Consider the following 21,910-nt stretch of genomic DNA (forward strand, 5'->3'; position numbering starts at 1 on the left):
CTGGTAATGGCGGGCGCAAACGCAAAAATCAGCAACGGCACAGGCCGTTGCTGATCTGGTGTTGCGCGGCGGTCAGGCGTCGATTACTGAGGACGACCTTTGCCGTTGCAGATGTTGGTGTTGCCGATGCTCAGGGCGTTGCTGGCGGTCAGGAAGCTGGCACGAACAGCGGCTTTCCAGTTGGTTGGCAGCGGTACGAAAGCGTTGGCTTCAATGGCCGCGTCGTTGTTGGCGGAGGTGCCGTAGTGCTTGGTGAAGAAGTCACGCACTTGGCTAGTCTGAGTGGCGTTGGCGTAGCACTGGCTGAAGATCAGGTTGGTGAAGCCCAGGATCGGGTAGCCCGAGTCTGGGTAAGCCACTACACCGCCACCAGTGGTAGCACCGAACACTGGCACCCACACGTCAGGGTTGCCACGGTCAGCTGCAGCTGGCAACGGTACGACGCTGATGGCAGCACTTACGTTAGCAGCGGCTGGCGACTTGCCTTCGACGGCAACACCGTTGACCACGCCCTTGCCAACTCGGGCAACCTTGGTAGCGTCGTCCAGGCCAGCCAGGGTTGGGGCGGCGAAGTCAGGGCTGATGTAGGTGATGCGGCCTTCAGCGACAGTGGTGTCGTTCAAGGCAGCCATTACACCGTCGCTACCGGTAGCGGCAACAGCACCGGCCAGCGGCGTCAGACCGAGGCTGTAGCTGTTGGCGAACGTCGTGGTGACGGCAAAGGTGCCCGGTTCAGTGGTGCACTTGGCGTTCAGGAAACGGGTGAACAACTCAGTGGTGCCGCTGCTTTCAGCGCGATAAACCACTTGGATCGGACCGCTACGGCCTGCGCCGGTAATACCGCTCCAGTCAGCGATACGGCCAGAGAACACACCGCACAACTCTTTGACACTCAGGTCAACCGCGTTAGCACCTGCCTTGCGGAAAGGGATTGCAACGGACGTGGCCACCGAAGGCACTTGGATCAATTTGCCCCAGCCCGGCTCTTTGTCAGCAGCGTAGGTCGCCAGCTCAGTCGCGGTCAGCTTGGAGTCGCTACCGGCCCAGTGAACGTTCTTGGTAGTGTCGGTGCCGAATTGGTTGTACTTGTTTTCCAGGAACGCGATTTTGCCTTTGCCGCTGCCTACGCCGATGTACGGGGCAAAACCGGCAGTCAATACGTTAGGGGTCAAGTACAGCTTTTGCGGCAAGGTCGCGCCGCCGCCGTTGATGTCAGCCATTGCAGCCTGGGCCGAGCACAGTGCAGCGAGGGTCATGGATACCGCGAGAACGTTGCGCTTAAACATGAAGAATCTCCTTTCGTCGTGTTTGTACGTTTGGGGTAGATGGCTCTTGCATGACGCCATGGCTTCGGTCCCAAGCCTGAAGCGGGGGGTGGCCAGGGGTGAAAACCATGGAGAGAAAGTCGCAGTTTCCGATGACGTTTGTGGGAAAAAACCTCGGGAGGAAATCCTTGATTTTAAAAAGATTCTCGGGTGTTTTGGTCATGGTTTTGAGCGGTTTGGGGAGAGATGACAGAGGGGTTTCAGCGAGCGTGGCTGGAGGCCGCACAGGGCCTGAGATGTGACGAAATGAGGAACCCGAGTTTGGCTGAGAGACTGAAAACACAGCTCCCACATTTTTTGATTGCGCGTGTTCAGGTGACGAGTTGGTTGATCTCGATGATGGGCAGCAATACCGCCATGACGATGACGAGTACGACGGCCCCCATCACCACGATCATCAATGGCTCCAGCAACGCCGTCATGCCCATTGCGCGGCGTTCGATATCACGGGACAGCGTTTGCGCCGCCCGCTCCAGCATCGGCGGCAGCGAGCCGGTCTTTTCACCGCTGGCGATCAGGTGGATCAGCACCGGCGGGAACACCTTCTCCACCGCCAGCGCCGGCGCCAGGTTGACGCCTTCGCGCACTTTGGCGGTGGCGTCGCTGACGCACTGATCAAGGCGGTCATTGGACAAGGTTTGCCGCGCCGCTTCCAAGGCACGCAGCAACGGCACACCGGCGCCGCCCAGGATCGCCAGGGTCGAGGCGAAGCGCGCCGTGTTCAGGCCCAACACAAAGCGCCCGATCAACGGCAACCGCAACACCCGGCTGTGCCAATTCAGGCGCGCCACGGGATTGCGCAGATACAGGCGCCAACTCCAAAAACCGCCGACGATGCCGGCAAAACACAACCAGCCCCAGGCGCGGATAAAGTCGCTGGCATTGAGCATCGCCAAGGTCAGCCCCGGCAGGTCCTGGCGCGCCTGGGAAAACGCGCTGACCACCTGGGGCACCACGTAACTGAGGAGGAAAATCACGATGCCGATCGACACCAACCCCACCACACCGGGGTAGATGAATGCGGTAAGAATCTTGCCCCGCAGGTTGTTGCGCTCCTCGATGTAGTCAGCCAGGCGCTCCATCACCTGGGCCAGGTCACCGGACTCCTCCCCGGCTGCAATCAACGCGCGGTAGATCGACGGGAAGTCCCGTGGCCGTGCCGCCAACGCATCCGCCAGGCGCATGCCGCCGCGTACATCGGCGCGCACCGCGCTCAAGGTCTGGGCGATGTGTTTTTTCTCGGCCTGCTCCACCGTCGCGCTCAACGCGGCTTCCAACGGCAAGCTGGCACCCAGCAGGCTCGCCAACTGGCGTGTGGCCCAGGCCAGGTCGTTGTCCGACAGCTTTGCGCTGAACAGACTACTGCCGCCCGCCGTCGGCTGATTGCCTTCGAGCTGCACCAGCAGTGCGGTCAACCCCCGGCTGCGCAGACTGGCAAACGCCGCGCTTTGGCTGTCGGCCTCCACATGCCCGGACTCGACCTTACCGCTGGCATCGGCGGCCTCGAAGCGATAGCGATTCATCAGGCGTCCCGTGTCACGCGCAGGATTTCTTCGGGCGCGGTGGCGCCGCTGCGTACCCAGCGCTCACCGTCTTCACGCATGCTGAACATCCCGGCGCGGCGGGCAGCCAGGCGCAGGTCCTGCTCGTTGGCGCCCTGATGGATCAGGCTGCGCACATCGTCGTCGACGCAGAACAACTCATGGATACCGGTACGCCCGCTGTAGCCGATGCCGTTGCACTGCGCGCAACCCACTGGGCGCCAAGTGCCGGGTGCGGCCGGGTCTTCCTGCTTGCAATGCGGGCACAGGCGGCGCACCAGGCGTTGGGCCAATACACCGAGCAGCGATGAGGCGAGCAGGAACGGTTCGACCCCCATATCAATCAGCCGGTTGACCGCCGACACCGCATCGTTGGTGTGCAACGTCGCCAACACCAAGTGACCGGTCAGCGAGGCCTGTACCGCAATTTGCGCGGTCTCGAGATCTCGGATCTCGCCGATCATGATGATGTCCGGGTCCTGGCGCAGGATCGCACGCAGGGCCAGGCCGAAGGTCATGTCGATCTTGGCATTCACCTGGATCTGGCTGATGCCCGGCAGGTCGTATTCCACCGGGTCTTCCACGGTGAGGATATTGCTGGTGCTCGCATCCAACCGCGCCAGGGCTGCGTACAGGCTGGTGGTCTTGCCGCTGCCGGTGGGGCCGGTGACCAGCACGATGCCGTGGGGTTGGCGGATCAACGTGTCCAGGCGCGCCAGCAGTTGCGGCTCCATGCCCAATGTCTCCAATTGCAGGCGACCCGCCTGCTTGTCCAACAACCGCATCACTACCCGCTCGCCATGACCGGTGGGCACCGTCGACACCCGAATATCAATCGGCCTGCCCGCCACACGCAGGGCAATACGGCCATCTTGGGGCAGGCGTTTTTCGGCGATGTCGAGTTGGGCCATGATCTTGATGCGCGACACCAACGCGCCGTGCAGAGCCTTGCGGGGTGAGACCACGTCGCGCAGGGTGCCGTCGACGCGGTAGCGCACCACGGAATGGGTTTCGTAGGGTTCGATGTGGATGTCACTGGCCTCGTCGCGGGCGGCTTGGGTGAGCAAGGCGTTGATCATGCGGATCACCGGGGCGCCGTCCTGGGTGTCGAGCAGGTCGGTGACTTCGGGCATGTCTTGCATCAGGCGGTCGAGGTCGACCTCGTTTTCGGCGGCGCCGACGACGGCGGCGGCGCTGCCGGTGTCGGCGTAGGCGCTGGTGAGCAGGCCGTCGAGTTCGTCATCGCGGACCTGTTCGATGTGGGACTGGCCGAACTGGCGTTGGACTTCGCTGATGGACCAGCCGGGGGTTGAGGGGCACACGGTGAGTAGCATGCCCTCGCTGCTGGGGCGCAGGAGGATGCGTTGGGATTTGGCCCAGGCGTAGGGAAGCAGGCTCATGGGGTTGGTCCTGTTTTTCGGTGTACATATCCGTTTTTTGGATAACGGCTACTTAGGGTTCCGCCCTTAAGGCGGCTCACTTTTGAAAAGCGCAAAAGTAAGCAAAACGCTCTTGCCCCAACACTCGGCACCTCGCCTAGGCTCGGTGTGCCCGTAATTCGACATGGATGTGGGCGGCTAAACCGGCATCCCTGCCGGTTTACCCCCCACATCCCTGCCGAATTCCGGCCAGCGTGTTTAACGGGGCGCCTAAGATCAACATCAAAAACACAGCGCGGCGGCCTGGTAGCCGACCGGGTCTCTGGGGCGCCTGTGTTTTCCTGTGGGAGCTGGCTTGCCTGCGATAGCATCAACTGAGTAGTCCAGATACACCGAGGTGTCTGCATCGCAGGCAAGCCAGCTCCCACAGGGTGGTGTACAGCCAACCAGCTTTTGATCTGCCTTTGATCTGCTTTTGATCTTGATCTTCGTCGCCCCGTTAAACCACGCTGGCCGAACGCAGGCTTTGGAGCGTGGGTAACCCGGCAGGACGCCGGGTTAGCCGCGCTGGGCCAAGGATGGCCCATCGCGGCGGCCCACGCTCCAAAGCCGGAGTGAGGGCATGTCGAGCCTAGGCGAGACACCGAGTGGTGGGGCGAAGGCCTTTTGCTTACTTTTGGGCCTTTCCAAAAGTGAGCCGCTGTAAGAGCGGAACCATAAGCCGCCGTTACCGCAGCAACGGATATGTACCCGGTCACGGCTGCCCCCCAGAAACAGGCACCGCCCGAATCACCGCCCGAGGCCCCAACGACTGAGGAATCGCCTTCTCCACCGAAGGCAACTGCGGCGCCTGCACATCCGGCATCGCCCAACTATGCTCCGGCTGCAACCCACCCTGCGCCCGACGCATAAACTCATAACGATTCAACGTAATACTGCGCCCCGCCCCACTGTCGCGAATGATATAGGGCCGCAAGAACACCATCAGGTTGGTCTTGCTCACAGCGCGCTTCTCATTGCGAAACAACGCCCCCAACCCCGGAATATCCGACAACCACGGCACCGCATCATTGCTCTGGCTGTAGCCATCCTGCAGCAAACCGCCCAGCACCATGATCTGCCCGTCATCCAACAAAATACTGGTATCGATCGCCCGCTTGTTGGTCACCGTGCCCGCGTCCACCGACGCCCGCGTGTCCACGCTGCTGACCTCCTGGTAGATATCCAGCTTCACCGTGCCACCCTCGGAAATCTGTGGCCGCACATTCAATTTCAGCCCCACTTCCTCACGCTGCACGGTCTGGAACGGGTTGTTACTGGTGCCCCCACCGCCGGTCACATAGCTGCCGGTGACAAACGGGATCGTCTGCCCCACAAAAATACTCGCGGCCTCGTTGTCCAGGGTCAGCAGGTTCGGCGTGGACAGCACGTTGGTGCCGCCTTTGCTCTTCAAGGCTCGGGCCAGTACTTGGAGGTCGAGCACCTTGCCAATGCCGGGGATATCCACGGTGCCATTGACCAGGCCGATATTCAGGCCCTTGGGCAACACGTCGATGCTGGTCTTGCTGGTCGGCGTACCGTTCAACCCACTGCCCCCCAGATTGACGCCACCAAAACCGCCCTTGCCCCCCAAATTGCCCGCCTGCCATTGCACGCCGAACTCGGTGGCATCGTCCTCGCTCACTTCGACGATGAGGCTTTCGATCACCACCTGGGCGCGGCGTTGGTCGAGCATGTCGATCACTTCGCGCAGGTTGCGGTACAGCGGGTCCGGCGCGGAGATCAGCAAGGTGTTGGTGGTGGCGTCGGCCTGGATAGTCACGCCGCCCGCGCTGAACGCGGTGTCCTGATCGTTGCTGGTGGTGCCGGTGGATGGCGTGTTTTGGCTGTAGCCCGGCGGCACCCCACTGCCGGTAGGCGTGCCGCTGCTGTTCTGTGCATTGCTCGCGGTCTGTGTATTTTTGCCGGTACTGCCCATGGCGCTGAGCTTGCCACGGGCTTCGTCACTCACGCCGGAGTCGCTCTCGCCGGTGAGCAAGCCGCGCAACGACTGCGCGAGCTTGCCCGCCTGGGCGTTGCGCAGGTACACCACGTGCATATTGCTGGGGTTGCTCTGCGCATTGTCGAGTTTGTAGATCAGGTTGCGCGCCAGCTCCGTACGCTCGGGGCTGCCAGAGCGGATGATGATCGAATTGGAGCGCGGGTCGCCGACCACGTTGATCTTTTGGGTCTGGTCCGCGCCCTGGGTCTCCAGCAACTCGGCGACCATGCCGGCGATGTCCACCGCGATGCCGTTCTGCACCTTCACCACGTCAGTGTCGATGGCGCTGGGGGTGTCGATGCCATTGATGATCTGCGCCACACGCGCCAGGTTTTCCGCGTAGTCGGTGATGACGATGCTGTTGTTGCCGGGGTAGGCATTGATCGGGTTGTTCGGCGACACAATGGGGCGCAGCACCGGGATCAGGTTCACCGCATTCTCGTATTGCAGGCGAAAGGTGCGGGTCTGCATGCCGCTGCTGCCGGCACTGTAGATCGGCCCGCCGAGCAATTTGGCATCTGCCTCAGGCACCACTTGGGCCACGCCGCCCACATCGACCACGCTGAAACCTTGCATGCGCAGTGCGGCCAGCAGCATGTCGTAGGCCTGATGTGCAGGCACCTGGCCTTCGCTGACCAGGGTCAGGTTGCCCTTCACACGCGGGTCCACCAGAAATTGCTGGCCGGTGGCGCGCGACAATGCACGCACCACGGCCTGGATATCGGCATCGACGAAATTGAGTTGCACCGGTTGCTCACCCAGCGGGTTGCGCGCCTTGACGACTGCCGGCGCGTGGCCACGGGCGCTGTTGGTCACCTGATGCTGTACGGGAGGCCTGGGCGCAGGTTCGCGCTGGCGATCCAGCGCGGTGTCGCTGCGCCGGGTCTCGGCCAACGGCTGGCCGAGTTCACTGTCCACCAGCAACGGTTGGGTGGGCGGGCTGTTGCTGCACGCGCTCAGGGCAAGCACCAACAGCGGTGCGGCCAAACGAAAAGGCGGGACTGACCACTTCATGAAGCTTCCTTAGCGCCAAGCGCCTGATCCATGCGAACGGTCCCGGACACAGTGCCGGCCGAGTTGTCGACAGCCTCCGGTGCGCGCTGTAAACGCGCCTCGGACACCTCCAGGGAAAACAAACGAGCGTTGCCCAGCAACCAGTCCACCACGGCATCTGCCGGGGCGTTGTCGAAGCTCAAGCGCCAACTGCCAGAAGCCTCCGCCTGCAGTTGGTAACGACCTTGCAGGCCAGCGCTGTCCAAGGCCTGGCGCAGTGCGGTTTCATCGGCAGGTTTCGGTGCCGCGACACCCTGCAACAGAATTTGCAAGGCTTCGGCCTGGGCGCGCAGCTTGGGGGTTTCGGCTTGCCAGTAGTCGATCTTTTTCAACGCGGGCTGGACCAGAATCAACCAGGTCAACAGGCCGGCGAGCACAACACCTGCGCCGCCCAGCATGCGTTTTTCACGCAAGGCCAGGCCGCGCCAGAACACCTGGGACTGGCTACGCAAACGCTGCACTTTATTCATCGCCGGCCTCCGGTTTTACCGGCCCGATGCTCCAGCCATGGTCCTCTCGGCTGGCGGTGAAACCGGCCTGGGTCAACGCGGCTTGCCAGTCGCCCTCGACAGTTGGGTTGCGGCTGTCGGCGAGTAATTCAAGGTGCAGGCGTCCCTGCTCGAACGTCAGGCTGTCGACGCTGGCGACCATGAATGGCAGGTTGCTGCCCGCCAGTTGCAACACGTGGGTGAAGCCCTGGCCGCCGCCTGTCTGGCGTGCGGCCAACTGCTGACGGGCCTGTTGCAAGGGATTGAGCACCACCGGCAATTCGGGAAACGCCTGGCGCACTTGCTGGCTCATCAACGCTTTGAGCCGCTGGCCCTCATCCACCTGGCGCGCGGCGTACAGGTTGAGGCCAAGGGTCCAGATGACGGTGGCCAATGCGACACAGCCCAGCGCCCTGCCCCAGCCGCCACTGGCGGGCTGGCTGAGACGGCCATGCAGGCCCCAGGCGGGTGTCGGGCCACTCCAACGCATGGCCGCGTCTACCAACGGCACATCCAGTGCCTGCTGCCCCAATGGATGCACCGTGCCTTGTTGCAGGCTGTCGCGCGTCAGCAGGTAACCCTCGTCCAACGCCGCCGCACCCACCGGCAAGGCATAGGGCGCCGGGTACAGCCCGCGCAGTTTGAGTTGCAATTGGGCCAACTGCTCCAGCCCAGCCTTGGGCACCCAGGCCACCTGCACACGGCCATCGCTTTCACGTGGGCCATGCGCCACGTGCATCTGCTCCACGGGGCCGAGGATCAGCGCCTGTGCGGCACACGCCACGGCCGCCGCAGTTTTTGCCGCAGGCAGCGGTGGCAGCTCCAGGTTGGTCAGCAGGCTGTCACGCGGGTGCAGGAAACACTCCATTGCGGCGCGGGTCTTGCCCAGCTGCGCCAGGCTTTCGCAGCCTTCGTTCACCACCACGCCACGCTCCAGCCAAGCAAACCTGACCTGGCTCTGGGCGGTCAATTGATCCAACGGCGGCAAGCCGATGCGCAAGTGTTTCATACGCCCACCCGCGACCAGATCACCTGCGGCTGACGGTCTTCGGGGCGGTGCAACAACGCATCCAGGGTCACCCGCCGCTGCTCGCGCCGCGCCTGGCCCTGTACGCGAAACCACTCGCTGGTAATGCCGACCTGCACCGAGTCCACCGCCACCTGTGGCAAGTGCAGCCGGTTGACGAAGTCGCCACGGTTGATAAACCACTGCCCACTGTTTCGCTCGGCCACCAGCCCTTGGGCCTGGGACAGGCTGAGCTGGGGCACCACTGCACTGAGCACTTCGGCGCTGGCGGTGTTGCCGTTGACCCAGGTATTGGCGGGCAACACGCTGATGTACGCGTGCATGCGCTGCAGCAACAGCGGGTCGAGACCTTCAAGGCCCGCGAGGTCGTCCAGGCTGCGCAACATCGGGTATTTGGCGGGCGCGATATAAGAGGCGATCACGCGCTGGCTGATCCGCCGACTGACCGCCGGATCAACACCCACCGTGCGACACAACCGTTCAAAACTCTGCTGTTGCTCGGCATCCGCTTGATCGCGATCACGATTGACCAGGTTGCGCAGATTGAACTTGCCCTGCTCGTCCTCGATACGGCTCTCAGCCTCACCGCCTTGGGCACGCGCCCAGGGCTGATCGAGGCGAGTCAGCACGTCCTTCTGGCGTGCCTCCCACAACATCTGCCGACTGCGTTCAAGCCCTGCCTGCAACAGCCATTGGCCCTGGACACGCAGTTGCTCGGCCTCCAGGCTGCGGGTGAACACGGTCTGGCGCGTGAGCATACTGCCTGCCAGCACCGCCACCACCGCCGCAATCAGCAACGCGCTGATAATCGCCATGCCGCGTTGCTTCGCCGCTGTGGGCGAATGCCGTTTCATGACGCGCCTTACAACTGCCGGGAGCCGATATCGGCGTTGACGCCATCGCCATCCGGTTGGCCATCGGCGCCCAGGGAGAACACATCCACCTCACCGTTGGCACCCGGATTCAGGTAGTGATAAGGGTTGCCCCAAGGGTCGTTGGGCAAGCGATCCAGATAGGCGCGCCAGTTGCTGTTCTTCGCATCTGCCGGGCGCTCCACCAGCACTTTCAGGCCCTGGTTCATGCTCGGATAAGTGCCGTGGTCAAGGCGGTAGAGTTTCAGCGCCTGTATCAAGCCGCCGATGTCTTGCTTGGCCGCCGTGGCCCGTGCCTGGTCCGGTCGGTCGAGGACCTTAGGCACCACCATGGCGGCCAGGATCCCGAGGATGACCACCACCACCATGATCTCGATCAGCGTGAACCCACGCTGGCGACGAGGGCCTGGCAATGGGGACGTTAGGCGCGCGATATCCATCTCGACATTCCTTGGCTTGAGTGCAATTCGTGGCGCAGTGTTGCAAGAACACATGTCAGTCGTATTGAAAATCCTCGGGAGTTTCAGTCGCCAATCGGTCAACTCCCGGCGCTAGTCTGCGGGCCTGTTTCCCGGCTTTGAGAGCGCCATGTACGGCCGTCGCAACGCGCAAGGTTTCACCCTGATCGAGGTGCTGGTGGCGCTGGCAATCATCGCTGTGGCCATGGCTGCCGCCGTACGCGTGGCCGGGTTAATGACCCAGAGCAATGGGCTGCTGCGCGACAAATCCATCGCGCTGCTGGCAGCACAAAGCCGCCTGGCGGAACTGCGCCTGGAAGGCCACCTGCGTAGCGGCAAGAAGACGTTCGACTGCGATCAAGGCCGCCTGAAACTGCGCTGTGAGCAAACCGTCAATGCCGAGGGCCGCGTGTTTCAGGTCAGCGTGCAAGTGTTGGACGCCAGCCGCGAGGCCCCGCCCCTGGCGCGCCTGGACACACAGGTCATGGCCGAGTGAGCGTCGGCAACGCAGGGCCATCGGGCAATTTGTCGAGGTTGACGCGAACCTTTTCGCCAGCGTGCTCGATCTCTACGCCGTCACCTTCGATGGCCGTCAATCGCACGCCGGGGCTGAGACGTTCGCCCAACAAGAAACTGCGCGGCGGGCCACCGTTGAGGCTGAGGATGGCCACCGCGCCACGGGCCCCGGCCAGCACCCCCGTGACTTTTACCTGCGGGACCGCCGCCACTGTGGAAAACCAGTGCAACGCCGGGTTATCGCTGCGCGCCGCCAAGGCCTGGGGCGTGGCTTGGGGCGTGTTGGATTCAGCGGAGGTGAGCAACAGCGGCGTCCACACCACAACACCGGCCAATGCCGCCAACAACGCCAGCGCCTGCACGCCATGGGCGGGTGAAACACGAAGGGCGAATGCCATGGGGAGGACCTCCTGTTTGTCCGTGGCACCAGCCTACAGGCCAATTCGCACGTTTTTATTTCAGCTGTTTTTATTTGAAGCATTCTCCAGCTCCCCAGGGGCAGACCAATGAAACAGCAAGGCTTCACCCTGATCGAGCTGATGGTGGTGCTGGTGATCATCGGCATTGCCAGTGCTGCCATCAGCCTCACCATCAAACCCGATCCGTTGCACCTGCTGCGCAAAGACGCCGAACGCCTCAGCCAACTGCTGCAAGTCGCCCAGGCCGAAGCCCGCGCCGACGGTCGGCCGATTACGTTGCGGGCGGATGCCAAGGGTTTTCGATTCAGCCGCCGCAGTGATGATGGGCTGGGGGTAGACGCCTTCCAGGGCGACGCTCAACTGCGACCACGCCTATGGGAAAGCACCCCGATGCAACTCAACATCGAACCCCGGCAAACCCTGGTGCTCAATGCCGAATGGATCAACCCGCCGGTGCGCGTGGTGCTTTCAGACGGGCAACACAGCCTCAGCCTGCAACGCGACGCCGCCGGCCTGATGCGTGTAATCAGCCAACCATGAGCAAGGGAACGGGAATGAATCGACAGCAACGCCCATCACAGCAAGGCTTCACGCTGATCGAAGTGATGGTAGCGATCATGCTGATGGCACTGGTCAGCGTCATCGCCTGGCGTGGGCTCGATAGCGTAACCCGCGCGGACCAGCACTTGCAGGCCAGTACCGAGCAAACCGAGGTACTGCTGCGGGCCTTGAACCAACTGCAGCGCGACATCAGCTTGCGGGCCAGTGTTGAACTTGTGGCACCCGGCTCACCCGAAGTCGAAGGGCTGGCGGCGGTGACCGTGCGCAGTTCCGACACCCAAGGCTTTCGCCTGGACGTGATCCGCAGCGCCCCCGTTGCAGGGGACGGCTTGCAACGGGTGCGCTGGTGGCTCAAGGGCGATTCACTGTACCGGGCCTTGGCGCCCGCACGGGATCGCTTCCCGTTGCCGGCGGCCAAGGAGGGGGTGGTGGTGTTGACCGGTGTGAGTGACGTGCAAGTACGGGTTTGGGAGGTGGATAAGGGCTGGCGGCAGTTAAGCGGCAATCGGCGAGAGGACCCGTTGGGGTTGGAGGTCAGTTGGGTGCGGGACACACCGCAGGGTGTGGAGCGGTACCGCCAGGTGGTGGGGCCGTTAAGATAAGGGCACGCCTATGCCTCAACTCAACAACACAACGCCCCCCGGCAGCTCCGTGCACTTGACGCCGTACGCATCCCGAATCAACAGCGCCACCCCCGCCAGTTGCTGCAAACTGAACCGCGCCTGTACCCGGCGCTGGCCAAGTTCCTTGTTCAGCAGCACCAGCATCCCAGGTCGATAACGGTTGATCTCATCCACGACCGTCGCCAACGTTGCGTTGTTGAACACCAGGATCTGCTCACGCCAGGCCACCACCGCCTGGGTATCCACTACCGCCACTTCACTCACACCCGCTGCGCCGTAGGTCAACTGACGGCCGCTTTCCAGACGCACACTGCGCCCGGCCACATCCACCAACAATGAACCCTCGATGCAGGTCACGCACACGCTACGGTCGGTATTGCGTACGTTGAACCGTGCTTGCGCCGCACTTACCCAGCCTTCCCCTGCCTGGACCTTGAGCGGTTGGGCTACGTGGGCGAGCACTTCGACTTCGCCTTCGAGCAGTTCAATGCCCTGCCCCACGCGGCTGATGCGCGTCTGGGTATTCAGTTCCAGGCTGACGCCTTCGCTCAGCAGTACCTGACGCTGCTCGCCAACTTCGGTGCGGTAGTCGGCCGAGAGCCCGGCGAAACCACCGGGTACACCGACGCTCACCATTACCACCGCGGCCGAGGCGGCAATTGCGCCACCCAGGAAGGCACGGCGGCCGAAGTTGCGCGGTTGAGATTCCTGTTGCAGCGCCGGCGCCAGTTGCTGCCACAGCGCCTTGGCCTGTTCGAACGCCTGCGCGTGTTCCGGGCTCTGGGCGCGCCAGGCGTGCAGTGCCTTGGCGTCGGCGACGGTGGCGCGGCCCGACGTCAGCAGCACCAGCCAGTCGCGAGCTTCATCGTGCAGGGGGCTGGCAGCGGTTTGCCGGGCGGTGAGGAAGCTAAAAATATTCAAGCGCGCACATACTCACGGATTTATCAGGGACTCGACACTAAGACGGTTTTCCGGCCCCGGGACCGAACCGCTGAATCACTTTTCTTTCCAGACGCTTGGCACAGTGGCCCAGGGCGGCCTTGATTTCCTTCTCGACCATGCGCGTGGAGATGCCGAAACGCTGGGAGATTTCCAGGTGCGGCGCTTCCTCCAGGCGGGCGGCGATGAGGATTTTGCGGCGGCGTGCCGGCAGTTCGTAGAGGGCTTTGACCAGGGACTGGATTTCCCGCTGGCCGCCGACTACCCGTGACGGGTCTTGGGCTTCGTCGGCGGTTTGCAGCAGTTCCTCGACTTCACTGCCAGTGAGCAAGCGCGCGTCGGCCTGGCGGCGGTCGGCGGCGATATTCAGGGCCATACGGTAGAGGTAAGCGTTGGGTTGTTGCAGGTTAGGCGGGACGTCCATGCGGTCGACCCGCAGGTAGGTTTCGTGCAGGACATCATTGGCCAGGTCCTCCGAACCCAGGCGCTTGCGCAAACGCACCTTGAAGTCTTCGTAGGACGCCAGGAACAAGCTGACCATCGTACTGTGCCCGGTATTTTTCATCCGCTCCAGGCTCCCTTTCCTGCTGTGCATTCCATGCGCGTTCCTGTTGTGTCGGGCATCAAAAGTAAAGTCACCGGCTGGCGCAGCGAACTCGGTGCAGGTCGTTCCACCTGCGTAGTGCCGAGGCTGCGCACCAGTGCTTCATCGCGTTGTTCATCGCCGGTGGAACTGACCAGCCGACTGTGTTCGATCCACCCCTCAGGGTTGACCCAAACCTGCACCAGCGCGCGAAAGCTGCCGGGGCGCGTCAGGGGCGAGCGGCACAGGCTGGCCTCAATGGCCTGCTGCAACGCCGTGGCGTAGCTGTTGTTGATCCTCGCGGCATTGCGTGCCGCTGCACCACGGGCCGCAGGCGGCGGGCTGACCTCGGGCAGTTGCAAGGTGAATGCATCGTTGCGTGCATAACGCGCCATCAGGCCACTCCCTGTCAGCAACATCGCCAGTGCTTCTTGCGCCGTGAAACGCCCGCGCACTCCGATGGAGCGCCGGCCCCGCGTCAACTCGCGGTCCACCAGCACCGCCATCCCGGTGGCGCGACTGTAGGCTTGCAGTGCATGTTCCAGGTCCTGTGCCGGCAGGTTCAGGGTCAGCAGCGGTGACTGCGCTTGCGCCGCCGTGCCTATGCCCAGCAGCAACAGCAAGACCACGGCGCATACGGCGCGCCTCCAGCCCCCCTGCTCACCCCCTGCGTTGCATCGCTGCACGGCCGACGTGTCCTAGAAAACCGTCATCCTGAGGCTCGTTTATGAACCTGATGTTACGGTGATGGCAAAAAAAAACATCACGGTGACGAGAAGTCCACTGCACTACACTTCCAAGCCTAACCGGCCCACCCCCGCGGGCCCGCCAGGAGGCTGCGATGAAGCGTTTGCCCACCCTTGCCAGCGTGTTGCTGTGCAGTGCCTTACCCCTGTTTGCCCTTGCCGACAGCTGCACCGAAGTGTCGGTGGACGGCTACAAGGCACCCGATTACGGCTGCCTCAGCCAACAGATGGGCAGCGATACAAACGCGGCCAAGGCAACGAAGAAAAACCGTGAAGCACAGAACATTCCGGTCGATAAACGCGCGCCGAATGCAGTGGGTTTGTCCACACCGGCAGCCACCAGTGTGCGCATGGGCAATACCTTCGGCACCTCGGTGAAACCGCAGCGACCTTGAGGGCCACGGAAACAAAAATGTAGCACTCGGTAACATCTCGCCCCGCCTTGGGGCATGCCCACTTGCGCCGTCCCCGTGTCTGCGGGCCCATGAGGCCATGGCGCAGTTCGTGCATCCTCCGCCACTCCCTCGTCATCTGAACCCGCCATGCGCCCCAAGGAACTGAAACTCTGGACCACCGGTGTCGCCCACCTGCTGGACCTGCCTGCCGGCCATGCACGACTGGCGGGGCTTAGCCACTGGTTGCGCCAGGTCTGCCCGGTAGATCACTTCGTGTTGTTTGTCTACGAAGGCAACCACCGCCCGCTGGCGATGTTCGACACGTTCTGCGCTGACAAGCGCGGCGTGTATGTGGACGACTACCAGTGCGGCCCCTACCTGCTCGACCCGTTCTACTTGGCCTGTACCCGTGGCCAGGCGCCGGGTTTGTGGCGGTTGCGCCAGTTCGCACCGGACCACTTCTACCTCGGCGAGTATTACCTCACCTATTACCAACAGACGGGCCTGGCGGAAGAGATCGCGTTTTTCGTCGACCTGGGTGCGGGGGCCACGGCGGTGTTGTCGCTGATGCGCGCCACCTCCAGTTGCGCGTTCAGTCGTGATGAGATGCAGTTGATCGAATGCGCCCATGCGGTGGTGGAACAGGTGATCGGTGAGGCTTGGCGCTTGCGTCAGGCACAGCAACCACGCCCGGCCCAGGACCTGGACTTCAAGATCCGCGAAGCCTTCGACCAGTTCGGCGCGCATATCCTCACCGGGCGCGAGCAGGAGATCGTGCAACTGTTATTGCGCGGCCACTCCAGCGCCTCGGTGGCCGAGCAGTTGAGCATCAGCCCCGGCACGGTGAAGATCCATCGCAAGAACATCTACGCCAAGCTCGGCATTGGTAGCCAGTCGGAGCTGCTCGGGTTGTTTATCCGCGACCTCACTGGTCAGGAGTTGGTGGCGGTTGCCTGATTGGCACAACGCTGTTCAGGCAGTTAAGCGCAACATCGCAATCACCGAAAACGACTCTATCCCCCAAGGGATATATACAGCGCAAAACCCCCATTGCTAGTTTGGCCCTCGACGCAAACCCGCCTCGAGGAAGCCAGACCGTGAACGACACTTCGCCCAGCGACATCGAATTTTGCAACGTGGTCAAGCGCTATGGCCCGGTGCAGGCCGTGAACGGCCTGAACTTCTCGGTGCGCCGTGGCTCGTTCCACTCTTTCCTGGGCGGTTCGGGCTGCGGCAAGACCACCACCCTGCGCATGATCGCAGGCTTCGAACAACCCACCAGCGGCGAAGTACGCCTCGCCGGGCAGAACGTGGCCGGTGTGCCGGCCTTCGAGCGGCCGGTGAACATGGTGTTCCAGCATTACGCGCTGTTCCCGCACCTGACCGTGACGCAGAACATCGCCTACGGCCTGCGTTATCGCACCCCGCGCCCCGACAAGAAAACCCAACTGCGCATGGCCGATGAAGCCCTGGAAATGGTGCGCCTGAGCGGCTTTGGCCAACGCAAGCCGAGCGAATTGTCTGGCGGCCAGCAGCAACGTGTGGCCCTGGCTCGCGCCTTGGTGAACAAACCCACCGTACTGCTGCTGGATGAACCGCTGGCGGCGCTGGACCGCAAGTTGCGCAAGGAGATGCAATCGGAGTTGCTGCGCCTGCAACGGGAAGTCGGCATCACCTTTGTGCTGGTGACCCACGACCAGGAAGAAGCCTTGTCGATGAGCGACAGCATCAGCGTGATGCACAACGGTTCGATCATCCAGACCGCCACTCCGGAGCAACTCTACGAAACCCCGGCCAGCCGCTACGTCGCCGACTTTATCGGCGAGTCCAACCTGTTCAACGGCACCGTGCGCCGCCTGCAAGGCAACGCGGTGGTGCTGCGCACGGCCCAGGGCCTGGAACTGACCAGCCCGCTGACACCCACCGGCCAGGCGCTGGGGGCAGACGCCGAAGGTTGCATCGCGGTGCGCCCGGAGCTGATCAGCATCGCCGCCACCGGTGCCGAACTGGCCCGTGAAGTATCGCTGCCAGGTTGTGTGGAGGACCGCATCTACCTGGGCAATTCCACCGAATACCGCGTACGCACCCAGGCCTTCGGCGTGGTCTGCGTGCGCGTGCCACGCCAGCAGGATCAAGGCCTGCAGGCGTTCGAACACGGCGCAGCGGTCAGCGTCGGCTGGGATCATGCCAATGGCCTGGCCATGGCGTTGTAAATCACTTTTCTCAAACGATTGTGGAGCGTGTCATGGACCAGAAAACCTTTCTCAAAACCCTGCGCAGTTGGCAGAACGGTTCCATCAGCCGTCGTGAGTTCCTCGGCCGCACGGGCCTGGGGCTAGCGGCCGCAGTAGTCGCCACCAACATGCCGGGGTTGCTGACCTCCACCGCCGAGGCCGCCGAACAGCCCAAGCTGGGCGATCGTCTGTCGTTGGCCACCTGGCCCAATTACCACAGCCAGGAAAACCTCGACGCGTTCGCCAAAACCACCGGCGCACGGGTGTCCATGAGCGTGTTCGGCTCCAACGAAGAGATGCTCGCCAAACTGCAAGCCGGCGGCAGCGGTTGGGATGTGTTGGTGCCGACCAACTACACCATCAGCACCTATGTGGGCCTGGGCTTGATCGAGCCGTTGGACCTGTCGCGCATTCCCAACTTCGATGCCTCGGCGTTCCAGCAGAAGTTCATCGCCCAGGGCACCGTGGACGGCAAGGTCTACGCCGTGCCAAAAAACTGGGGCACCACCGGCATGTGCTACGACACCGAAAAACTCAAGAACGGCCCCACCAGTTGGAAGGAGTTCTGGGCTGCCGCCAAAGGCCCGGCCAGTGGTCGCACCATGGTTCACGACTACCAACTGACCGCCATCGGCAACGCCTTGAAAAGTTTTGGCTACAGCTTCAACTCCCTGGACCCGAAAGAACTGGCCGACGCCGAGAAGCTGCTGATCGAGGTCAAGCCGCACCTGTTTGCGATCAACTCGGATATCCAACCGTCGATGCGCAGCGGCGATGCCTGGCTGGCGATGTCCTGGACCGGCGACGCCTCGCAACTGCACCGCGATATCCCGCAGATGCACTTCACCCTGGGCAAGGAAGGTGGCGAATTGTGGAGCGACTTCTTTGCCATCCCCAAAAGCTCGGAGCACAAGGACGCCGCCTACGCGTTCATCAACTACCTGCTCGACCCGCAGCACAACAAGCTCGAAGTGCTGAGCCACGGCTACCCCAGCGGTGACAAGCGTGTCGACGCGCTGCTGCCCACCGCCATGCTCGACGACCCGATCATGTACCCCGCCGCCGAAGCGCTCAGCCCGCTGGAGTTCGGTGCCGCCGCCACGCTCACCAGCCCCGCCCGCGCCGAGTTGATGGCGCGGTTCAAGTCCGCCTGATCGTCCAGCCATGGCCACTGAGGAGTCCCCCATGCATGCCGCCACTCACCCGTCCACGGTGACCGCCCTGCCCGCTGCCGCGCCCCCCCGGCGCAGCCTGGGGCGGCGGATCACCCTGCTGATGCTGTTGCCGTCGACCTTGTGGTTCCTGCTGCTGTTGTTGATGCCGCTGGTGATCATCCTGGTGTTCAGCTTTGGCGAACGCAGTGCCGTTGGCGGTTATGCCGGTGGCTTCACCTTGGCCAACTACCTCAACCTGGGATCGCGCGCGGCGGCATTCGGCAACACGCTGATGCTGGCGCCGCTGGGTACCCTGGTGTGCCTGGTGGCGGCGTATCCGCTGGCGTATTTCCTGGCGGTCAAGGTCAGTCGCAACCGTTCGTTATTGCTGACTTTGGTGATCGTGCCGTTCTGGACCAGCTTCCTGATCCGCACCTACGCGTGGATCTTTATCCTCAGCGGCAAGGGCATTCCGGCGCTGCTGGCCAGCCTTGGCCTGGAAGATGTGCGGTTGATCAATACGCCGTGGGCGGTGCTGATCGGCATCGTCTACGGCTACCTGCCGCTGATGGTGTTCCCGATCTACGTGAGCCTGGAAAAACTCGACAAACGCCTGCTGGAAGCCTCAGCCGACTTGGGTGCCAGCGCCTTTGAAAGCTTTCGGCGCATCACCCTGCCGCTGTCGGCACCGGGGATCATCACCGGGGTAATGCTGGTGTTCATCCTGCTGATGGGCGAGTTCCTGATCCCGGCAATCCTCGGCGGTGGCAAGGTGTTTTTTGTCGGCAATGCCTTGGTGGACCTGTTCCTGCAATCGCGCAACTGGCCGTTCGGCAGTGCGCTGGCCATGACTCTGGTGGCGATGATGCTGCTGATCATCGGCGTGTATTTGAAGCTGGTGGCGCGCTATGGCGGCCGCCCTGCCGATGGAGGCCTGTGATATGTGGCTGCGCAGTTATTCGACGTCGCTGTATCTGTTTTTGTATGCGCCGATCGCGCTGATCGTGCTGTTCAGCTTCAACGCCGGACGCAGTGGCCTGGCATTCGAATGCTGCTCGGTGCAGTGGTTCGGCCGCGCGTTCAGCAACCCTTTCATCATGGAAGCCCTGGGGCATAGCGCGTTTATCGCCTTGTGTTCGGCGCTGATCGCCACGTTGTTCGGCACCCTGGCGGTGTTTGGCCTGCAACGGGCCGGGCCGCGGGTACGCCTGCTGTTCGATGCACTGACCTACTGCGCGATCATCGTGCCGGGCATCGTGATCGGCATCTCGACCTTGATCGCGTTCATCAGCCTGTTCGACCTGATCAACCCACTGCTCGCCAGCCTGATACCGAGCATGCCGCGCCTGAACATGGGGTTCTTCACGGTGATTGCCGCCCATTCGCTGTTCACCATGGCCCTGGTGATGGTGATTGTGCGCAGCCGCGTCGACACCCTCGACAAGGCGCTGCTGGAAGCCTCGGCCGACCTTTATGCGCCGCCCATGCAAACCTTCTGGCGCGTGACGTTGCCGCAGATCAGCCCGGCGATCATGGCCGGCTTCCTGCTGGCGTTCACCTTCAGCTTTGACGATTTCATCATCGCGTTTTTTGTCGCCGGTTCCGAGACCACGCTGCCGATCTACATCTTCTCGTCGATTCGCCGTGGGGTAACGCCAGAGATCAATGCGGTGTCCACCGTGATCATCTGCGTGTCGCTGATCCTGCTGTTCACTTCCCGCCACCTGCAAAACCGCCGTGCCCAGGAGCCTGCCCATGCGTGATCATCTGTACATCAACGGCCAGTGGGTCAGCCCGGATCTGGGCGGTTACCTGGATGTGATCGACCCGGCCACCGAGCAGGTGTTCGAGCGGGTTGCCGCCGGCACCGAAGAAGACATCGACCACGCGGTGCGCGCTGCACGCCGCGCTTTCGACAACGGCTGGAGCCAGACAAGCGCAGAGGAGCGCGGCCAGTGGTTGGACGCCTTGGCGGACGAGCTGGAACGTGTCCAACCGGCCCTCGCCGAATTGGAAGTACGCGACAACGGCAAGCCGCTGCCCGAGGCACTGTGGGATGTGGGCGACGCCATTGGTTGCTTCCGTTATTACGCAGGGCTGGCGCGTGAACTCGACGCTCGCCAGGACCAACCACTGGCCTTGCCGGACGCGCGTTTTCGTTGCCGGATACGCCACGAGCCGATCGGCGTGGCCGGGCAGATCATCCCTTGGAACTACCCGTTGCTGATGGCGGCGTGGAAGGTCGCTCCGGCTTTGGCTGCTGGCGCTACGGTGGTGTTGAAACCCTCGGAACTGACGCCCCTCACCGCCCTGGAACTGGCGGCCGCCGCCGACCGCATCGGCCTGCCGGCTGGCGTGTTGAACGTGGTCACCGGCCTTGGCGTGGATGCGGGCAGCCCACTGACCGAGCATCCCGGCGTGGACAAGCTGGCGTTCACCGGCAGCGTGCCCACCGGGTCCAAGATCATGTCGGCGGCTGCGCGGGACATCAAGAACATCAGCCTGGAGCTGGGCGGTAAATCGGCGTTCATCGTATTTGATGACGCCGATATCGACGCGGCGGTGGAGTGGATTCTGTTCGGGATCTTCTGGAACCAGGGTCAGGTGTGCAGCGCCACTTCGCGCCTGTTGGTGCAGGACAGCATCGCCCCGCGCCTGATCGAACGGCTGGTGGAGGAAACCCGCAAGATCACCATCGGCCCCGGCCTGGAACCCGGTGTACTGCTTGGCCCGTTGGTCAGCCGGGGTCAGTACGACAAGGTACTTGGCTTTGTCGACCAGGGCCTGGCCAGCGGTGCGCGGCTGCTCACCGGGGGCAAACGCCCTGCCCACCTGGCCGAGGGTTACTTTATGGAGCCTACGATTTTTGATGAGCCGGCGCATAACAGCATCCTGTGGCGTGAGGAAGTGTTTGGGCCGTTGCTGTGTGTGAAGCGCTTCAAGACCGAGGAGCAAGCGGTGCAGATGGCCAATGCCAGCCGCTTCGGGCTGGCGGCGGCGGTGATGAGTGCCGATCCGCAACGCAGCACGCGGGTGGCCAATCAGTTGCGGGCCGGGATTGTCTGGGTCAATTGCTCACAGCCTACCTTCGTCGAAGCGCCGTGGGGCGGGATGAAGCACAGCGGTATCGGCCGTGAGTTGGGGGAATGGGGGTTGCACAATTATCTGGAGGTCAAGCAGGTGACCGAGTATGTCAGCGACCAGCCATGGGGCTGGTATTTATAGACCGCCTTCTAACTGGAGAAATGCAATTCAAATGTGGGAGCTGGCTTGCCTGCGATAGCGGTCCTTCGGTGTACATATCCATTCTTTGGGTAACGGCGGCTATTGGTTCCGCCCTTACGGCGGCTCACTTTGGAAAAGCCCCAAAGTAAGCAAAGGGCTCTTGCCCCACCACTCGGCACCTCGCCTAGGCTCGGTGTGCCCTCTCTCCGGCTTGAATCCGTGGGCCGCCGCGATGGGCCATCCTTGGCCCAGCGCGGCTAACCCGGCGTCCTGCCGGGTTACCCACGGATTCAAGCCTGCGTTCGGCCAGCGTGGTTTAACGGGGCGCTTA

At 62.8% G+C, this 21,910-nt stretch carries 22 protein-coding genes; 10 read left to right on the plus strand and 12 right to left on the minus strand.

The genetic code is table 11. The annotated features are described in order from the left end of the window. Positions 1-83: 83 nt before the first annotated feature. The 8 genes from CFE47_RS06265 to gspG all read right to left on the minus strand — a co-directional run bounded on the left by CFE47_RS06265 (position 84) and on the right by gspG (position 10,166). Positions 84-1,286, minus strand: coding sequence for a substrate-binding domain-containing protein (locus tag CFE47_RS06265; RefSeq protein ID WP_286835958.1), 1,203 nt, complete (start codon positions 1,284-1,286; stop codon positions 84-86). A gap of 350 nt (positions 1,287-1,636) precedes the next feature. Further along, positions 1,637-2,848 (minus strand): type II secretion system inner membrane protein GspF, encoded by a 1,212-nt coding sequence (gspF, locus tag CFE47_RS06270; RefSeq protein WP_286835959.1) that lies wholly within the window; start codon positions 2,846-2,848, stop codon positions 1,637-1,639. Further along, positions 2,848-4,266, minus strand: coding sequence for a type II secretion system ATPase GspE (gspE, locus tag CFE47_RS06275; RefSeq protein ID WP_286835960.1), 1,419 nt, complete (start codon positions 4,264-4,266; stop codon positions 2,848-2,850). Before gspE ends, gspF begins: the two co-directional genes overlap by 1 nt. A gap of 733 nt (positions 4,267-4,999) precedes the next feature. Further along, positions 5,000-7,300, minus strand: coding sequence for a type II secretion system secretin GspD (gene gspD / locus CFE47_RS06280; protein ID WP_286835961.1), 2,301 nt, complete (start codon positions 7,298-7,300; stop codon positions 5,000-5,002). Continuing rightward, a complete protein-coding gene (locus CFE47_RS06285; RefSeq protein ID WP_286835962.1) occupies positions 7,297-7,809 on the minus strand; it encodes a type II secretion system protein M in 513 nt (170 codons plus the stop codon). Before CFE47_RS06285 ends, gspD begins: the two co-directional genes overlap by 4 nt. Then, positions 7,802-8,836 (minus strand): type II secretion system protein GspL, encoded by a 1,035-nt coding sequence (gene gspL / locus CFE47_RS06290; protein WP_286835963.1) that lies wholly within the window; start codon positions 8,834-8,836, stop codon positions 7,802-7,804. The genes CFE47_RS06285 and gspL overlap by 8 nt, the downstream gene beginning before the upstream one ends. Further along, entirely contained in the window at positions 8,833-9,708 is an 876-nt protein-coding gene (gspK, locus tag CFE47_RS06295) for a type II secretion system minor pseudopilin GspK (protein WP_286835964.1), read from the minus strand. The genes gspL and gspK overlap by 4 nt, the downstream gene beginning before the upstream one ends. Before the next feature lie 8 nt (positions 9,709-9,716). Next, positions 9,717-10,166 (minus strand): type II secretion system major pseudopilin GspG, encoded by a 450-nt coding sequence (gene gspG / locus CFE47_RS06300; RefSeq protein ID WP_286835965.1) that lies wholly within the window; start codon positions 10,164-10,166, stop codon positions 9,717-9,719. A gap of 148 nt (positions 10,167-10,314) precedes the next feature. Between gspG and gspI the strand changes: the two genes are divergently transcribed. Next, entirely contained in the window at positions 10,315-10,680 is a 366-nt protein-coding gene (gene gspI, locus CFE47_RS06305) for a type II secretion system minor pseudopilin GspI (protein ID WP_286835966.1), read from the plus strand. Here gspI and CFE47_RS06310 read toward each other — a convergent pair. After that, positions 10,667-11,098 carry a type II secretion system protein N gene (locus CFE47_RS06310; RefSeq protein WP_286835967.1) on the minus strand — a complete coding sequence of 144 codons (432 nt, stop codon included), beginning with the start codon at positions 11,096-11,098 and terminating at the stop codon, positions 10,667-10,669. The two genes, gspI and CFE47_RS06310, sit on opposite strands and share 14 nt — an antisense overlap. Before the next feature lie 108 nt (positions 11,099-11,206). On the opposite strand from CFE47_RS06310, the gene gspH reads away from it, so the two are divergent. Both gspH and CFE47_RS06320 read left to right on the plus strand, forming a co-directional pair. Further along, complete coding sequence (gene gspH, locus CFE47_RS06315) at positions 11,207-11,659, plus strand: type II secretion system minor pseudopilin GspH (protein WP_286835968.1); 453 nt, start codon at positions 11,207-11,209, stop codon at positions 11,657-11,659. A 14-nt stretch (positions 11,660-11,673) separates the two neighbouring features. Then, positions 11,674-12,282: a type II secretion system protein GspJ gene (locus tag CFE47_RS06320; RefSeq protein WP_286835969.1), complete on the plus strand. Its 609-nt coding sequence runs from the start codon at positions 11,674-11,676 to the stop codon at positions 12,280-12,282. Positions 12,283-12,297: 15 nt separating this feature from the next. On the opposite strand, the gene CFE47_RS06325 is transcribed toward CFE47_RS06320, so the two are convergent. The 3 genes from CFE47_RS06325 to CFE47_RS06335 are packed head-to-tail and all read right to left on the minus strand — an operon-like array spanning position 12,298 to position 14,448. Continuing rightward, on the minus strand, positions 12,298-13,224 hold the full coding sequence (locus tag CFE47_RS06325; RefSeq protein ID WP_286835970.1) for a FecR family protein: 927 nt from the start codon (positions 13,222-13,224) through the stop codon (positions 12,298-12,300). A 37-nt stretch (positions 13,225-13,261) separates the two neighbouring features. Continuing rightward, the gene (locus CFE47_RS06330; RefSeq protein ID WP_185710901.1) at positions 13,262-13,807 is read right to left on the minus strand and encodes an RNA polymerase sigma factor; all 546 of its coding nucleotides are present in this window, start codon (positions 13,805-13,807) and stop codon (positions 13,262-13,264) included. Further along, positions 13,804-14,448, minus strand: a complete 645-nt coding sequence (locus CFE47_RS06335) for a secretin and TonB N-terminal domain-containing protein (RefSeq protein ID WP_286835983.1) — start codon at positions 14,446-14,448, stop codon at positions 13,804-13,806. Before CFE47_RS06335 ends, CFE47_RS06330 begins: the two co-directional genes overlap by 4 nt. A 218-nt stretch (positions 14,449-14,666) precedes the next feature. Between CFE47_RS06335 and CFE47_RS06340 the strand changes: the two genes are divergently transcribed. From CFE47_RS06340 to CFE47_RS06370, 7 genes are all read left to right on the plus strand, one after another. After that, positions 14,667-14,966: a hypothetical protein gene (locus tag CFE47_RS06340; protein WP_185710900.1), complete on the plus strand. Its 300-nt coding sequence runs from the start codon at positions 14,667-14,669 to the stop codon at positions 14,964-14,966. A gap of 147 nt (positions 14,967-15,113) precedes the next feature. After that, entirely contained in the window at positions 15,114-15,923 is an 810-nt protein-coding gene (locus CFE47_RS06345) for a response regulator transcription factor (RefSeq protein WP_286835971.1), read from the plus strand. A gap of 140 nt (positions 15,924-16,063) precedes the next feature. Beyond that, positions 16,064-17,179: an ABC transporter ATP-binding protein gene (locus CFE47_RS06350; RefSeq protein WP_286835972.1), complete on the plus strand. Its 1,116-nt coding sequence runs from the start codon at positions 16,064-16,066 to the stop codon at positions 17,177-17,179. Between the two features lie 32 nt (positions 17,180-17,211). Continuing rightward, positions 17,212-18,354, plus strand: a complete 1,143-nt coding sequence (locus CFE47_RS06355) for an ABC transporter substrate-binding protein (RefSeq protein ID WP_185710897.1) — start codon at positions 17,212-17,214, stop codon at positions 18,352-18,354. Between the two features lie 31 nt (positions 18,355-18,385). Further along, on the plus strand, positions 18,386-19,294 hold the full coding sequence (locus CFE47_RS06360; protein WP_286835973.1) for an ABC transporter permease: 909 nt from the start codon (positions 18,386-18,388) through the stop codon (positions 19,292-19,294). A 1-nt stretch (position 19,295) separates the two neighbouring features. Further along, entirely contained in the window at positions 19,296-20,117 is an 822-nt protein-coding gene (locus CFE47_RS06365; protein ID WP_286835984.1) for an ABC transporter permease, read from the plus strand. Then, positions 20,110-21,579: an aldehyde dehydrogenase family protein gene (locus CFE47_RS06370; protein WP_286835974.1), complete on the plus strand. Its 1,470-nt coding sequence runs from the start codon at positions 20,110-20,112 to the stop codon at positions 21,577-21,579. Before CFE47_RS06365 ends, CFE47_RS06370 begins: the two co-directional genes overlap by 8 nt. Positions 21,580-21,910 lie beyond the last annotated feature (331 nt).

This window comes from Pseudomonas sp. PGPPP1 (assembly GCF_002255865.1).
GTDB lineage: Bacteria > Pseudomonadota > Gammaproteobacteria > Pseudomonadales > Pseudomonadaceae > Aquipseudomonas > Aquipseudomonas cremoris.

Coding starts and splice junctions, on each gene's coding strand:
- CFE47_RS06320 (WP_286835969.1), top strand. CDS start 11,674: ATGAATCGACAGCAACGCCCATCACAGCAAGGCTTCACGCTGATCGAA.
- CFE47_RS06340 (WP_185710900.1), top strand. CDS start 14,667: ATGAAGCGTTTGCCCACCCTTGCCAGCGTGTTGCTGTGCAGTGCCTTA.
- gspK (WP_286835964.1), bottom strand. CDS start 9,708: ATGAAACGGCATTCGCCCACAGCGGCGAAGCAACGCGGCATGGCGATT.
- gspE (WP_286835960.1), bottom strand. CDS start 4,266: ATGAGCCTGCTTCCCTACGCCTGGGCCAAATCCCAACGCATCCTCCTG.
- CFE47_RS06265 (WP_286835958.1), bottom strand. CDS start 1,286: ATGTTTAAGCGCAACGTTCTCGCGGTATCCATGACCCTCGCTGCACTG.
- CFE47_RS06310 (WP_286835967.1), bottom strand. CDS start 11,098: ATGGCATTCGCCCTTCGTGTTTCACCCGCCCATGGCGTGCAGGCGCTG.
- gspI (WP_286835966.1), top strand. CDS start 10,315: ATGTACGGCCGTCGCAACGCGCAAGGTTTCACCCTGATCGAGGTGCTG.
- gspH (WP_286835968.1), top strand. CDS start 11,207: ATGAAACAGCAAGGCTTCACCCTGATCGAGCTGATGGTGGTGCTGGTG.
- CFE47_RS06345 (WP_286835971.1), top strand. CDS start 15,114: ATGCGCCCCAAGGAACTGAAACTCTGGACCACCGGTGTCGCCCACCTG.
- gspD (WP_286835961.1), bottom strand. CDS start 7,300: ATGAAGTGGTCAGTCCCGCCTTTTCGTTTGGCCGCACCGCTGTTGGTG.
- gspG (WP_286835965.1), bottom strand. CDS start 10,166: ATGGATATCGCGCGCCTAACGTCCCCATTGCCAGGCCCTCGTCGCCAG.
- CFE47_RS06365 (WP_286835984.1), top strand. CDS start 19,296: ATGTGGCTGCGCAGTTATTCGACGTCGCTGTATCTGTTTTTGTATGCG.
- CFE47_RS06330 (WP_185710901.1), bottom strand. CDS start 13,807: ATGAAAAATACCGGGCACAGTACGATGGTCAGCTTGTTCCTGGCGTCC.
- gspL (WP_286835963.1), bottom strand. CDS start 8,836: ATGAAACACTTGCGCATCGGCTTGCCGCCGTTGGATCAATTGACCGCC.
- gspF (WP_286835959.1), bottom strand. CDS start 2,848: ATGAATCGCTATCGCTTCGAGGCCGCCGATGCCAGCGGTAAGGTCGAG.
- CFE47_RS06355 (WP_185710897.1), top strand. CDS start 17,212: ATGGACCAGAAAACCTTTCTCAAAACCCTGCGCAGTTGGCAGAACGGT.
- CFE47_RS06370 (WP_286835974.1), top strand. CDS start 20,110: ATGCGTGATCATCTGTACATCAACGGCCAGTGGGTCAGCCCGGATCTG.
- CFE47_RS06360 (WP_286835973.1), top strand. CDS start 18,386: ATGCATGCCGCCACTCACCCGTCCACGGTGACCGCCCTGCCCGCTGCC.
- CFE47_RS06285 (WP_286835962.1), bottom strand. CDS start 7,809: ATGAATAAAGTGCAGCGTTTGCGTAGCCAGTCCCAGGTGTTCTGGCGC.